This window comes from Propioniciclava coleopterorum (assembly GCF_011393335.1).
GTDB classification, from domain to species: Bacteria; Actinomycetota; Actinomycetes; order Propionibacteriales; family Propionibacteriaceae; genus Propioniciclava; species Propioniciclava coleopterorum.
Window position 1 is genome coordinate 766,180 of the sequence record NZ_CP049865.1, and the last position, 13,174, is coordinate 779,353.

Consider the following 13,174-nt stretch of genomic DNA (forward strand, 5'->3'; position numbering starts at 1 on the left):
ACCTCAGCGGAGAGGAGTGGCGGATGGACCACGTGGACACCACGACGCGGGCCCTGGCGACACCGGGTCGCGACGGTTCGGACGCGCCGGCCGAGCGGGCCCCCGGCCACCGCCGGACGCCGCTCGGGACGCGACTGGCGCACGACTACCCCGTGCTGCTGCTCGCGGTCCCGGGGATGCTCATCATCCTGGCGTTCCAGTACTACCCGCTGCTCGGCAACGTGATCGCCTTCCAGGACTACCAGCCCTACCTGGGCATCGATAAGAGCCTGTGGGTCGGCCTGGACAACTTCCGCATCCTGGTCGACGGCGACCCCGCGTTCCTCAACGCGCTGGTGAACACCCTGATCCTGACGCTCATCCAGGTCGTCTTCGTGTTCCCGGCGCCGATCATCCTGGCCATCGTCCTGAACAACCTGGTCTCGGGGCGGCTGCGCCAGACCGTCCAGTCCATCGTCTACCTGCCGCACTTCCTGAGCTGGGTGATCGTGGTGGCGATCTTCCAGCAGATGCTCGGCGGCGCCGGCATGATCAACAACTGGCTCCGCTCGACCGGCATGGAGCCCTTCCACATCATCGGCAACGCCGACCTGTTCCGGGCGCTGCTCACCTCGCAGGTGATCTGGAAGGACACCGGGTGGACCACCATCCTGTTCCTCGCCGTCATCGCCGGCATCGACCGCTCGCTGTACGAGGCGGCCTCGGCCGACGGCGCCGGCCGGCTGCGCCAGATGTGGCACATCACCCTGCCCGGGATGCGGCCCATCATCGTCCTGCTGCTCATCCTGCGCCTGGGCGACTCGCTCACCGTCGGCTTCGAGCAGATCATCCTGCAGCAGACGGCGGTCGGGACGCACGTCTCCGAGGTGCTGGACACCTACGTCTACAACAACGGCATCATCGGCGGCCAGTGGGGCGTCGCGGCCGCCGTCGGCCTGGCCAAGGGCGTCGTGGGCCTCCTGCTCGTCCTCGGCGCGAACAAACTGGCCCACCTGTTCGGCGAGGAAGGGGTGTACCGCGCATGACCGCCACCCGGCACCACGACGCGCGACCGGCCACCACCGGCGCACCGGCGACCCGCGCCGCCCGGCCCCGCCGCAAGCACCCGATCCTGCTGGACGGCCAGCCCTACCCCAAGCTGCCCGAACGCATCGGCAACGGGATCGCCCTGACCGTCATCTCCCTGCTGGTGATCGTGCCGTTCATCTCGATCGTGTCCACCAGCATCTCCACCCCCGAACACGTCATCCGCTCCGGCGGCATGGTCCTGTTCCCCAGCGGCGGGGTGGACTTCACCGCCTACGAGTCGATCTTCACCGGCGGTGTGGTCACCCGCGCGATCCAGGTGAGCGCGTTCATCACCATCGTCGGCACGGCGCTCGCCCTCACCCTCACCGCGACGCTCGGGTGGGCCCTGAGCCGCCGCGGCACCGTCGGCAACCGGGTCATGCTGCTCCTGGTGCTGGTCAGCCTGCTGTTCAACCCCGGCATGATCCCCGTCTACCTGGTCGTGCAGCAGTTCGGGCTGCTCAACACGCTGTGGTCGGTGATCGTCCCGACGTGCGTGAGCGCGTTCAACGTCATCGTCGTGCGGTCGTTCTTCATGAACATCCCCGCCGAGGTCATGGACTCCGCGCGCATGGACGGCGCCTCCGAGTGGCAGATCTTCCGCCACATCGGGCTGCCGCTGTCCAAGGCCGTCCTGGCCGTCATCGGACTCTTCTACGGGGTCGGGTACTGGAACGCCTTCTTCTCCGCGATGCTCTACATCGGCGACTCCAGCCTGTGGCCCCTGCAGCTCGTGCTGCGCACCTACGTCGTCCAGGGAGTGCCGATGGGCGCCCAGGACCTCGGCACCGCCGCGGAGGCGATGCCGCCCCAGACCACGATCCAGATGGCGATCCTCGTGATCTCGATCATCCCGATCCTGTGCGTCTACCCGTTCCTGCAGAAGCACTTCGCCAAGGGCGTCCTCACCGGCGCGGTGAAGGGCTGACGCGCACGTCCGCAACCGAAGGCACCACGAGCAAGGAGGCAGGCCATGACCATCAACCACCTGAGCAGGCGCACGATCCTGCAGGCCGCGGGAGTGGGGGCGGCAGCCGTCCTCGGCGGCCCGCTGCTGGCCGCGTGCAGCAACGAGGGACGCGGCGGCGTCCAGCCGACCACGGGCGCGCCCGGGGGCGGCGGCGGAGGCGGGGGCGTGCTGCCGAAGTACCTGCCCTACGCGGGGGTCAAGCCCGACATCAAGGGCGGCAACGGGGTCGGTGACACGTTCTTCGCCTACCCCGCGGAGCCGGTCACCGCGATCACGGCGGCCATCGGGGACGGCAAGCCGATCCGCACCCTCGGCATCACCAACCAGCCGATCCCGCCGGCGCTGGGCAACAACGCCTTCTGGCAGGAGCTCAACAAGCGGATCGGCTCCGACCTGGAGATCAGCCTGGCGAACCCGGCGGACTACAACCAGCGCTTCCCCACCGCGGTCGCCGGCGACCAGCTGCCCGACATCTTCAGCGTCGGCAGCGCGCCGCAACTGCCGGGGCTGCTGGCCAGCAAGGCGCTCGATCTGACCGAGTACCTCGCCGGCGACGCCATCGCCAAGTACCCGTTCCTGGCCAACATCCAGACCGACTCGTGGAAGTCCTGCGTCTACAACGGACGCCTCATGGCGGTCCCGGTGCCGCGCGGCATGATCTCCAGCTACGTGCTGTACGGCCGCGACGACCTGCTCGCCTCCCACGGCGTCAGCGGACCCGCCACGAGCTACCAGGACCTGTACGACAAGGCCAAGGCCGTCACGGCGCCCGCCGAGAACCGCTGGGCGTTCTCCTACGTCCCCGTCGACTACATCCGGCAGATGTACGGCGTCCAGAACGGCTGGCAGGAGGTCGGCGGGACGCTGCAGGCCAGCTACGCGGACCCGGCGCAGAAGGACGCCCTCGAGGCGGCCAAGAAGCTGTTCGACGACGGCCTGGTCGTCCCGGACGCCTTCACCGCGCAGTGGCAGGACTACAAGACCTGGTTCGGCGGCGGGCGCGCGATGTACACGTTCGACTCGTTCAGCGCCTGGCCGAGCTTCCTGACGCTGATCGCCGGCGAGCACTTCAGCCTCGCCGCCTACCCGCCGGCCAAGGCCGAGGGCGGGGGTGCGGCGAAGGCGTGGCTGGGCAACCCGACCAACTCGACCACGGCGATCAACGCCAAGGCCAAGGACCGCGTCGAGACGATGCTGTCGTTCCTCAACTGGTGCGCCGCCGCGTTCGGCACCAGCGAGTACCTGTTCCGCAAGTACGGCATCGAGGGCGTCAACTACACCCTGGAGGGGACCGACCCCATCCTCAACGACAAGGGCAAGTCCGAGACCCAGCTGGGGCTGCTGTACCTGTGCGACGCCCCGTGGCCGATCTACCAGGCGGGCGACCGCAAGGCCACGCAGGCGCAGTACGACGCCCAGGAGGCGTTCATGAAGAACGCCGTGCAGTCCAAGACGGTCGGGGTGTACTCCGAGACCAACGCCCGGGACGGCTCGCGCATCAACAAGGCGATGAGCGACCTGCAGAACGACATCATCCAGGGTCGTCAGCCGGTGTCGGCCTGGGATCAGGGCGTGGCCGACTGGAAGAAGAACGGCGGCGACAAGATCCGCGACGAGCTGGCCAAGGGCCTGCAGGAGAGCGGCGGGTGAGCCGCGGCGGGGTCCGCCCGAACGTGCTCATCCTGATGAGCGACGAGCACCGGGCGGACTTCGCCGGCTTCGCGGGGCACCCCGGCGTCCGGACGCCCCACCTGGACGCCCTCGCCGAGGACGCGGCGGTGTTCGAGCACTGCTACGCGCCGTCACCGATCTGCGTCCCGTCGCGGCAGGCGATGGCGGCGGGGCTGCACCCGCACCGCCTCGGCGTCGAGGTGATGGGCGTCGACGAGTCCTCGCCCGGGACGATGACGTTCGCGCGGCTGTTCTCGCAGCACGGCTACCTCACCGTCGCCGCGGGCAAGCTGCACTACATGGGCGAGGACCAGATGCAGGGCTGGCGCCGGCGCGTCGGCGCCGATCAGGAGGTCTGGCCCCAGTTCCTCGCCGGCGCGGACGCCGACGCCTACGCCGGCGTCCCGCGTCCGACGGACCACAAGTGGTCGATGGTCACCGAGATCGAGCGCTCCGGCGTCGGCGACAACCCACTGACGTGGGAGGACGAGTACGCCGTCCGGGGCGCGCTGCACGTGCTGCACCGGCACTTCGTGGACGCGCACTACGGACGCGCGGTCCCCGACGCGCCGCTGCTGCTCCTGGTGAGCCTCAACGAGCCGCACTACCCGTACGCGACCCCCGACGCCGAGCGGTTCGCCCACCACCTCGCCACGGTCGAGCCGTTCGTCGACCAGGAGGTGTTCGACCACCCGTTCCTCGGCGGCCGGTTCGTGGCGCGGGCCGGGATCGAGGTGACCGCGGAGGCCGCCCGCCGGGCGACCGCCGCCTACTGCGCCATGATCGAGACCATGGACGCCCGCCACGGCCGCGTCCTGGACGCGCTGCGGGCCGCCGGGCAGGACCTGGACGACTGGATCGTCGTCTACACCTCCGACCACGGCGAGATGCTGGGCGAGCACGGCGTCTGGGAGAAGCAGAAGTTCTTCGAGGCGTCCGCGCGGGTGCCGCTGCTCATCCGCGCCCCCGGACGCCTCCCCGCCGGCCGGGTCGCGGCGAACGTCAGCCTGGTGGACCTGTTCGCGACCCTGGCCGAGCTGGCCGGGCTACCGGTGCCCGACGGCCTCGACTCGCGCTCGCTGGTCGGCCTGGTGACGCGGGGCGCCGACGCGGCGGGCTGGGACGACGAGGCCCTGAGTCAGTTCGACCGGACGCACCTGATGATCAAGCGCGGGCCGCTGAAGTACCAGTGGTACGGGGACTCGGCGACCGAGGTGCTGTTCGACCTGGACGCCGACCCCACCGAGGCCGCCGACCTGTCCGGCGAGCCCCGCTACGCGGACGCGCTGGCCGCCTTCCGCGTCCGGCGCGCCGCGCTGGGGTTCGCCTGAGAGTCGACCGGTGAGGCTCAGCCCACCGGCGCGTGGGCGGCCGCACCGGAGAAGATCCGCCGCAACTCCTCGATCGGCGCCTTGGGGCGGCGCTCGGCGTCCGCGAGGCCGTTCTGCTCCTGCTCGGTGTCGGTGAGCTGGGTGTAGCAGTAGCCGGCCAGCCCGCTGGAGGACACCACGGGGGCGATCAGCGCGTCCAGGGTGCGCAGCAGGTCCTCGGCTCCCACCCCGCCGTACCCCTCCCAGGCGCGGTCGCTGGTGTTGACCGAGACGCCGCCGAACTCCGAGAGCCACACGGGCGTGTCGTCGCCCTCGGGGTGCACCAGCAGCGCGGGCTTGCGGATGTGGCCGCCGCGCCGCAGCGTCCGCCACACGGCGGCGTGATCGCGGTAGCGCGAGAACAGCTTGCCGGGGTCGTGGGTGTAGTCGTGGACGCCGACGAGGTCGCCCAGCGTGTGCTCCCAGCCGTCGTTGCCCAGGACGAGGCGGGTGGGGTCCAGCGCCTTGAGGACGTGGTGGGTCGCGGCGACCGCGTCGCGCTGCTGCTGCGAGGTGGCGATGTCGGGCACGCCCCAGCTCTCGTTGTACGGCAGCCAGCCGATGACGCTGGGGTGGTTGCGGTGCGCCCGGACGAGGGCCACCCATTCGGCCAGGGTGTTCTCGAAGGCGGTGACGCTGAACCGGAGCGGCGCCGGGAGGTCGCAGACGACGAGCAGGCCCAGTTCGTCGCAGGCGGCCAGGAAGCGCGGGTCGGGCGTGACCTGGTGGATGCGCAACCCGTTGAAGCCGAGGTCGCGCACCAGCTGCGCCTCGGCGCGGAGCGCGTCGGCGTCCGGGGCGGCCAGGTGGGTGTGGGGCCAGTAGCACTGCTCGAGCACGAACCGCAGGAAGCGGGGGGCGCCGTTGAGCAGCACGGCCCGGTCGCCGGCCTCGACGGTGCGCAGCCCGATGCGGGTGGTGGCCTCGTCCAGCACGGCGCCGTCGCGTCCGAGCAGCCGCAGGCGGGCGTCCAGGAGGGTCGGGCGCTCGGGCGACCAGGTCAGGTCGGTGTCGTGGGGGCGGACCAGGGCGAGCCGGATGTCGGCGGCGCCGGCGGTCACCGGGACGGCGATGGACCCCAGCGAGCGGCCGTCCCGGCTGACGTCGAGTTCGACGGCGGCTCCGGGGCCGGCGGCCACGGCGACGCGCGCCGACACCCGGCCGTCGGGCCGGGTCGCCAACCACTGGACGTCCTCCAGGTGCTGGGCGGGCAGCGCCTCCCACCACACGTCGCGCCAGATGCCGGACGTGCGGCGGTACCAGATGACGTGGGGCTCGTCCTCCCAGTCCTGCTTGCCGCGGGGCTGGTCGGGGTCGTCGCGCGGGTCGTGCGCGGCCACGGTGAGCGCGGGCGCGCCCTCGAGCCAGGCGGCGGGGACGTCGAGGTGGAACGGGACGTGGCCGCCCACGTGCTCGCCCAGCAGCCGGTCGCCCAGCCAGACCTTCGCGCGGTAGTCCACCGCGCCGAAGTGCAGCCGGACGTCGTCGGTGCCGGCGTCGGCCAGGTCGAGCGTGCGGCGGTACCACATCACGCCGTCCGGCTCCTCGCCGATCCCGGACGCCGAGGACTCGGGCGGGAAGGGCACGACGATGCTGCGTCCCAGCACGGCCTCGTCGGCGCGGGCGACCTCGTTCCATCGTTGGTCGGAGACGCCGTACTCCCAGGGGCCGACCAGCGTGCCCCAGCGGGCGCGCACGAGGCTCGGATCGGGGTGGCTGTTCACTGTTCCCACAACGTCTCCTATGGCTGGTTCCGATGATCGGACGGTGCCGCCGGGGCGCGTTCGGCGCGTCTCTGAAACGGCAATTTACACCGATGTAAACCGGAGCGCGACCATCTGTCCGGCGACGCGCCGGGGCCAGCTCTCAGCGGGCCCCGCTGGACTGCCGCGGGACGAGCGAGAACTCGGCCAGCACCCTGCGGGCGGGCGCCCGCTCCCCCGCGGGCGTCCCGGGGGACTCGGCGATGCGCTGGAGAAGCAGGTCGATGGCGGTGGTGGCGATCTGTTCGCGTCCGGGCGAGACGCTGGACAGCGTCGGCCGGACGTAGGCGGACTCCTCCACGTCGTCGAAGCCGATGACGGCGACCTGGGCGGGGACCTTGATCCGGTGCTGGTGGAGGCTGTGCAGGACGCCGAGGGCGAGGGCGTCGTTGAGCGCGAACACCGCGTCGAACGCGACCCCGGACGCGATGAGCTCGTCGGTGAGCTGCGCCCCCACGCTCATGTGCCACGCCTGGCCGGGGCGGATCAGCGCCTCGTCCACGGCGATACCGGCCCCGGCGAGCGCCTCGCGGTAGCCACGCTCGCGCAGCGCGGGCGCCCCGACCGGCTCGTCGGGGTGGGAGCCGACCACCGCGATGCGGCGGCGTCCGCCCTCGATCAGGTGCTGGGTGGCCGCGCGGGCGCCGGCGACGTTGTCGACAGCGACGTGGTCGTTGCCCGACCCGAAGACCCGCTCGCCGAGCAGGACGAGCGGGAAGTCCACCTGGAACAGCCGGATGTCGTCGGGCCCCAGGGCCAGTGGGGAGAAGATCAGCCCGTCGGTCATGACGCGCCGGACGCCGTGGAGCACGGCCAGTTCACGGGCGCGGTCGGCGTTGGTCTGCTCGATCAGGACCCGCAGCCCCCGCGCCTCCGCCGCGCGGATCGCCTCGTCGGCGAACTCGGCGAAGTAGGGCAGCTTGAGCTCGGGCAGCGCGAGCGTGATGAGGCCGGTGCGCCCCAGCCGCAGGTTCCGGGCGGTCACGTTGAGCTCGTAGCCGAGCTTGTCGATCGCGAGCTGGACCTTCGCCCGGGTCGCCTCCCGGACGTGCGGGTAGCCGTTGATGACGTTGGAGACCGTCTTGGCGGAGACCCCCGCCAGCCGGGCCACGTCGTGCATGGTGGCTGCCACCCTCGCCCCTCGCTTCCTACCGGTCCGCACGAGCGTAGCGCTCGCGCACCCCCTTGCCGCGGCCGCCTCGCCGACGTAATGTGACCGCACAGTCATATGACTGATCGGTCACTTTGGAGCTCTCATGTGGGAAGTGTTCTGGGACTGGGCCTGGCAGCGGCATCACAACGTGCTGAGCTGGTACATCCGTCCGCTGTTCCTGATCCCGTACGTCTGGTTCGCCCACCGCCGCAGCGTCACCGGGATGCTGGTCACCCTGGCCGCGCTCGGCACGAGCATGTTCTGGTTCCCCGCCCCCGCCCGGGTCGAGCCCTGGGTCGAGGAGTTCCTCGCCGCCGAGCTGGCCTACCTGAACTCCCCGTGGACGGCGGCCAAGGTGCTCGGGACGCTGGCCGTGCCCGCCTTCCTGGGACTGCTCGCGGTCGCGTTCTGGAAGCGGTCCTGGCGCTGGGGCGTCGGGGTCCTGGTGGCCGGGGCGCTGGGGAAGCTGCTGTGGAGCGTGCTGGAGGCGGGGCCGTCCGGGTGGGCGATCGCCGCCCCGGCCCTGATCGGGCTGGCGGCCTGCGTCGCGGCGGTCCTGATCGGGGTGCGGTGGCGCGCCCGCCGTCACCCCGAGGGCGGGCGTCCCTGATGCCGACCGCCACCTTCGAGAACCTGCCGCCGGCCAAGCGGGACGCCTTCCTGGACGCCGCCCTCGCCGAGTTCGCCGCGCACGACTTCGCCACGGCGTCCGTGTCGCGGATCGTGGCGCGCCTCGGCATCGCCAAGGGGAGCGTGTACCAGTACTTCGCCGACAAGGCCGACCTGCACGACCACCTCGTGGCCGTGGCGCAGGAACGGATGCTCGCGGCCCTCGCCGACGCCGCGCCCGAGCAGGACGCCGACTTCTTCGCGCTGCTGCGCTTCCAGATGGCCCAGACGGTTCGGGTCGCCGGACGCCTGCCGCGGGAGGCGGCGCTCCTCGAGCGGGCCTACCGCTCCCCCCGGGACGCGGCCGCCGCGTCCGCGCGCGGGGCCGGCGTCCGCCACGCCCACCTGGTGGGCCTGGTGCGCGCCGCCCAGGCCCGCGGCGAGTTGCGTGCGGACGCCGACCCCGACCTGCTCACGCTCGTGATGGTCGCGGTCGTGGGCCAGCTCGGCCCCTGGCTCGACGCCCGCCTGCCCGCGGGCGGGGCCGAGCGGTACGCATCCCCGGAAGTCGACGAGGCGTTCGACAGCGCCGTGGCCCTGCTGCGCGACGGCCTCGCGCCCTGAGGGCGCGGCCGGCCCCGGGACGCCGGCCTGCGCGCTCATGGCCGAGGAGCCTCGCCGGCGCGGCTCAGCCCGCGGGGTCGGCCGGGTCCCAGCTCTCGGGCAGCGGGGCGATCGGCGCCACCGTCGAGGCGATGGCGACGGCGTTGCCGGACGCGGCGGCGTCCCGGATGCCCAGCATGACGTCCAGGACGTGCAGGGCCAGCTCGCCCGAGGCCCGCTCCGGGACGCCGTCGCGGATCGCCCGGACCAGCTCCACGACCCCGGTGCCGCGGCCCTCGGACGCGCCCACGGCCGGCAGCTCGACGGGGGCGTCCGTGCCGAGCCGCCACAGCGTGCTCGGGCCGTCGAAGACGTTGGGGTCGGGGAAGGTGATCGTCCCCTCGGTCCCGTTCACCTCGACGACGCCCATCCGCGGGAGCGCGTGCTCGAAGGAGAAGGTCGACTGCGCCGAGCGCCCCCGCCCGAACTCCAGCAGCGCCGCGTGGTGGGTGGGGACCTCGACCGGGAACGTCTGGCCGGCGCGCGGGCCCGACCCGATGGTGCGCCGGGTTCGCGCGGTGGACGCCACCGCCTGCACCCGGGTGACCGCCCCCAGGGCGTGCACCAGCGTGGTGAGGTAATAGGGGCCGATGTCGAACAGCGGGCCGGCGCCCACGGCGAACAGGAAGTCGGGGTCGGGGTGCCACGACTCGGGCCCCGGCGACTGGAACACGGTCGTGGCGGTCAGCGGCTCGCCGATGTCCCCGCGCGCGATGGCACGCAGCGCGGTCTGGATCCCGGCGCCCAGCACGGTGTCGGGCGCGCACGCGACCCGCACCCCCGCGTCCTTGGCGGCGTCCAGCAGCGCGGAGGCCGCATCCCGGTCCAGCGCGATCGGCTTCTCGCTCCACACGTGCTTGCCGGCGGCGACGATTCTGTGTCCCACCTCGGTGTGGACGGCCGGGACGGTCAGGTTGACCACCACGTCGATGTCGTCGCGGGCCAACAGGTCCTCGACCGTCCCGGACGCCGGGACGCCGAACGCCGCCGCCTGCGCGGAGGCGCGTCCCAGGTCGAGGTCGGCGACGAACCGCACCTCGACGTCGGGGAAGCGGACGAGGTTGCCGAGGTACTGCGTCGAGATGTTGCCCGCGCCGATGACGCCGACGCCGGTCGGCGCGCTCACGCGGCGCCCTCGGTGTCGTGCTCGGCGAGCCAGGCCAGCGACTGCGCGATGCCCTCGAACACGTCGCCGGCGTAGGAGTCGAACTCGATGACGCGCAGGGCGTGCGGCGCCGCCGCCAGCACCGCTCCCACGTCCAGGTCGCCCTGGCCGGCGGGCGTCTGGTTCTCGTAGGCGGCCTTCAGCGCCTCGGGCACGATGAGGGCGCTCTCGCTGCTGGGCAGGACGGTGGCGATGTCGCCGGTGAGGCGGCCGTCCTTGACGTGGATCGCGGCGACCCGGTCGCCCAGCCCGCGCAGGACCGCGGGCGCGTCCGCGCCACCGACGGCGGCCCAGAAGGCGTCCACCTGCAGCGCGACGCCGGGATCGAGGCGCTCCACGAACAGTTCGTAGACCGGGCGGCCGCCCACCTGGTTCGCGAACTCCCACTGGTGGTTGTGGTAGCCGAAGCGCAGCCCGCGCTCGGCCGCACGGGCGGACAGGCCGTTGACGGCGTCGGCCAGCAGCGCCGCGTCGTCGGCGGTGCGCCACCGTTCGGTCGGGACGAAGGGGTCGATGACCAGGCCGATGCCCAGCTCCTCCGCCGCGTCGAACACCGCGTCGGGGTCGGCGGCGTCGATGACGGACGCGTGCCCCGACGGCGCGGTCAGGCCGTTGGCGCTCAGCGCGCGCTTCAGGTCGGCGGTGCGCTGGGCGAACGCGTAGGGCTCGACCCGGGTGAGGCCGAGTTCGGCGACGCGGGCGACGGCGGCGTCCAGGTCGGCGGCCATGGCGTCGCGGATGGAGTACAGCTGGACGGAGGGGACGGACACGGACGGGCTCCTTCGCTCGATTCTTCCAGTGGAAGAATTGCACATCCTGATCGGCCCGGGAAGGGGCTCCGTTGCCGTGCGGCAACCCGCGGCCACCGCGTGGCGCGGCCACCCGCGCCCGATACGGTGCCACGAACGCCCGCCGCCGCCGGTCGCCGACAGGTCACTCCGGCGGCGTCATCGGACCGGCGTCGGCCCGCGACCCACCCGCGATCCGCCGCCGTACACGTGAAGGAGCCGTCTCGTGGCTGATCGATCCCGCCTGCAGCGCGACCTGCTCGCCTCGTGCTGGACGTGGTCCGGCGACGTGGGTCCCGGCTCGCCGGCCGAACACAGCCCCGTCCCGTGGCCCGAGCGCGTCGCGGCGCTGGCGGCGAGCGGCTGGCGCGGCGTTGGGCTGGCGCACGCGGACGTGCTGGCGCTGGCGCGCGACGTCGGGTTGGAGCGCGTCCGGCGCGACCTCGCCGGGGCGGGCGTCGAGCGGATCGAGCTGGAGATGCTGCGCGGCTGGTGGGCCGACGGCGAGGAGCGGGCGGCGTCGGACCGCAAGCGGGACGAGTTGCTGGACGCCGCCGCCGCGCTGGGCGCGTCCGCGCTGAAGGTCGGCGCCCGCGCCCGCCGGCCGGGCTCGCCCGATCCGGAGCCGCAGCGTTTCCTGGCCGACTTCGTGGCGCTGGCCGAGCGCGCGTCCGGCTTCGGCGTCGACGTCGCGCTGGAGGCGATGAGCAACACCAACCTCCCCCGGCTCGCCGACGCCGTCGCGTTCGTCGCGGCGGCCGGCCACCCGCGCGCGGGGCTCGCCGTGGACAACCTGCAACTCCTCAAGAGCGGGGACGCCGACCCGTCCGCGCTGCCCGGCCTGCTCGCGGGCGTCCCGATCTTCGTGGTCGAGGTGGCCGACGCGCCGCTGGACCCGGCGCTGCGCGACGATCCGGACGCCGACCGGGGCGTCGGTCCGCGACGCATCCCCGGCCAGGGGGACGCGGACGCCGCCGCCTTCATCGCCGCGCTGTGGCGCGCGGGCTGGCGCGGCCAGTGGGGCGTCGAGATCATCTCCGAGGACCTGCGAGGCCTCCCCCTCTCCGCCGGCCTGGACGCCGTCGCCGCCGGCACGCGCGCCTGGCTGGACGAGGCCCAGCGCCTGCTCGACGCCTGAGCCTTCGCGGCCGAGTCGGCCGGACGCTCGGGTCGGCAGGCCGGCGCTCAGCTCATTTCGGGCGTGCGGCTCAGCCGGGCGCGCGGCTCAGCCGGGCGTGCGGCTCAGTCGGCCGGACGCTCGGCGCGGGCGGGGAAGATCCGCTCCAGCAGCGTGAGGACCCGCGGAACGTCCACCGCGTCCGGGTCGAGCAGCCACTGGAGCTGCAGGCCGTCGGAGGCGGCCGCGATGAGCGCCGCGGCGTCGTCGGCGTCGATCGCGGGGTCGAGGCGTCCGGCCGCCTGGTCGGCGCGGATGTGCTCGGCCAGGTCCGCCCGCACGCGCGAGAACCGGTCCCGGATGAAGGCGTGCGTCGCGGGGTGGCGCTCCTCGCGCAGCGCGTCGGTGGTCAGGGTGGCGTACAGCTCGACCAGCCCCGGCACTGACCGGTTGCGCAGCGCGCTGTTCTCCATCACCTCGACCGCGGACACGTCGGGCGGGTCACCGTCGCGTCCCTTCTCGGACGCCTCGTGGGCGCGGTACACCGCGATCAGCAGGTCGTCGCGGGAGGGGAAGTGGTAGCGCAGGGCGGCGTGCGAGAGCCCCAGCGAGTCCGCCAGCGCCCGCAGCGACGTCTCAGCTCCGTGCTCGGCGAACAGCGCGATCGCCCGCTCCAGCACCTCTTCCCGGCGCTCGCGTGCCGGCCGGTAGGTCCGTCCCTGAGGCTGCTCCACCCGGCCATGCTAGGGCGAGGGATCCCGCGGTGGGCCCACTGGGAATCGAACCCAGAACCCGCGGATTAAAAGTCCGCTGCTCTGCCAGTTGAGCTATAGGCCC

12 protein-coding genes and 1 tRNA gene are annotated in these 13,174 nt (G+C 72.9%); 7 read left to right on the forward strand and 6 right to left on the reverse strand.

Features of this window, described 5'->3' with window-relative positions; translation table 11 throughout:
• The first annotated feature begins 23 nt into the window (after positions 1-23).
• The 4 genes from G7070_RS03705 to G7070_RS03720 are packed head-to-tail and all read left to right on the forward strand — an operon-like array spanning position 24 to position 5,040.
• Entirely contained in the window at positions 24-1,025 is a 1,002-nt protein-coding gene (locus G7070_RS03705; RefSeq protein ID WP_246227288.1) for an ABC transporter permease, read from the forward strand.
• Positions 1,022-1,996: a carbohydrate ABC transporter permease gene (locus tag G7070_RS03710; RefSeq protein ID WP_166232047.1), complete on the forward strand. Its 975-nt coding sequence runs from the start codon at positions 1,022-1,024 to the stop codon at positions 1,994-1,996. Before G7070_RS03705 ends, G7070_RS03710 begins: the two co-directional genes overlap by 4 nt.
• Positions 1,997-2,041: 45 nt before the next feature.
• Positions 2,042-3,688, forward strand: a complete 1,647-nt coding sequence (locus tag G7070_RS03715; protein WP_246227290.1) for an extracellular solute-binding protein — start codon at positions 2,042-2,044, stop codon at positions 3,686-3,688.
• Positions 3,685-5,040, forward strand: coding sequence for a sulfatase-like hydrolase/transferase (locus G7070_RS03720; RefSeq protein WP_166232049.1), 1,356 nt, complete (start codon positions 3,685-3,687; stop codon positions 5,038-5,040). Before G7070_RS03715 ends, G7070_RS03720 begins: the two co-directional genes overlap by 4 nt.
• Positions 5,041-5,057: 17 nt before the next feature.
• Here G7070_RS03720 and G7070_RS03725 read toward each other — a convergent pair whose 3' ends face one another.
• Together G7070_RS03725 and G7070_RS03730 are read right to left on the reverse strand one after the other, a co-directional pair.
• Positions 5,058-6,812: a glycoside hydrolase family 2 protein gene (locus G7070_RS03725; protein WP_166232051.1), complete on the reverse strand. Its 1,755-nt coding sequence runs from the start codon at positions 6,810-6,812 to the stop codon at positions 5,058-5,060.
• A 133-nt stretch (positions 6,813-6,945) separates the two neighbouring features.
• The gene (locus tag G7070_RS03730) at positions 6,946-7,974 is read right to left on the reverse strand and encodes a LacI family DNA-binding transcriptional regulator (RefSeq protein WP_206079931.1); all 1,029 of its coding nucleotides are present in this window, start codon (positions 7,972-7,974) and stop codon (positions 6,946-6,948) included.
• Between the two features lie 124 nt (positions 7,975-8,098).
• On the opposite strand from G7070_RS03730, the gene G7070_RS03735 reads away from it, so the two are divergent.
• Positions 8,099-8,605, forward strand: a complete 507-nt coding sequence (locus G7070_RS03735) for a hypothetical protein (RefSeq protein WP_166232053.1) — start codon at positions 8,099-8,101, stop codon at positions 8,603-8,605.
• Complete coding sequence (locus G7070_RS03740; RefSeq protein ID WP_166232055.1) at positions 8,605-9,228, forward strand: TetR/AcrR family transcriptional regulator; 624 nt, start codon at positions 8,605-8,607, stop codon at positions 9,226-9,228. The genes G7070_RS03735 and G7070_RS03740 overlap by 1 nt, the downstream gene beginning before the upstream one ends.
• Before the next feature lie 64 nt (positions 9,229-9,292).
• On the opposite strand, the gene G7070_RS03745 is transcribed toward G7070_RS03740, so the two are convergent.
• Both G7070_RS03745 and G7070_RS03750 read right to left on the reverse strand, forming a co-directional pair.
• Entirely contained in the window at positions 9,293-10,393 is a 1,101-nt protein-coding gene (locus G7070_RS03745) for a Gfo/Idh/MocA family protein (protein WP_166232057.1), read from the reverse strand.
• Positions 10,390-11,202: a sugar phosphate isomerase/epimerase family protein gene (locus G7070_RS03750; RefSeq protein ID WP_206079932.1), complete on the reverse strand. Its 813-nt coding sequence runs from the start codon at positions 11,200-11,202 to the stop codon at positions 10,390-10,392. The genes G7070_RS03745 and G7070_RS03750 overlap by 4 nt, the downstream gene beginning before the upstream one ends.
• Before the next feature lie 244 nt (positions 11,203-11,446).
• Here G7070_RS03750 and G7070_RS03755 point away from each other — a divergent pair, with 244 nt between their 5' ends.
• Complete coding sequence (locus G7070_RS03755; RefSeq protein WP_166232061.1) at positions 11,447-12,358, forward strand: TIM barrel protein; 912 nt, start codon at positions 11,447-11,449, stop codon at positions 12,356-12,358.
• Between the two features lie 104 nt (positions 12,359-12,462).
• On the opposite strand, the gene G7070_RS03760 is transcribed toward G7070_RS03755, so the two are convergent.
• Together G7070_RS03760 and G7070_RS03765 are read right to left on the reverse strand one after the other, a co-directional pair.
• A complete protein-coding gene (locus G7070_RS03760; RefSeq protein WP_166232063.1) occupies positions 12,463-13,071 on the reverse strand; it encodes a TetR/AcrR family transcriptional regulator in 609 nt (202 codons plus the stop codon).
• A 30-nt stretch (positions 13,072-13,101) separates the two neighbouring features.
• A tRNA-Lys gene (locus G7070_RS03765) sits at positions 13,102-13,174 on the reverse strand.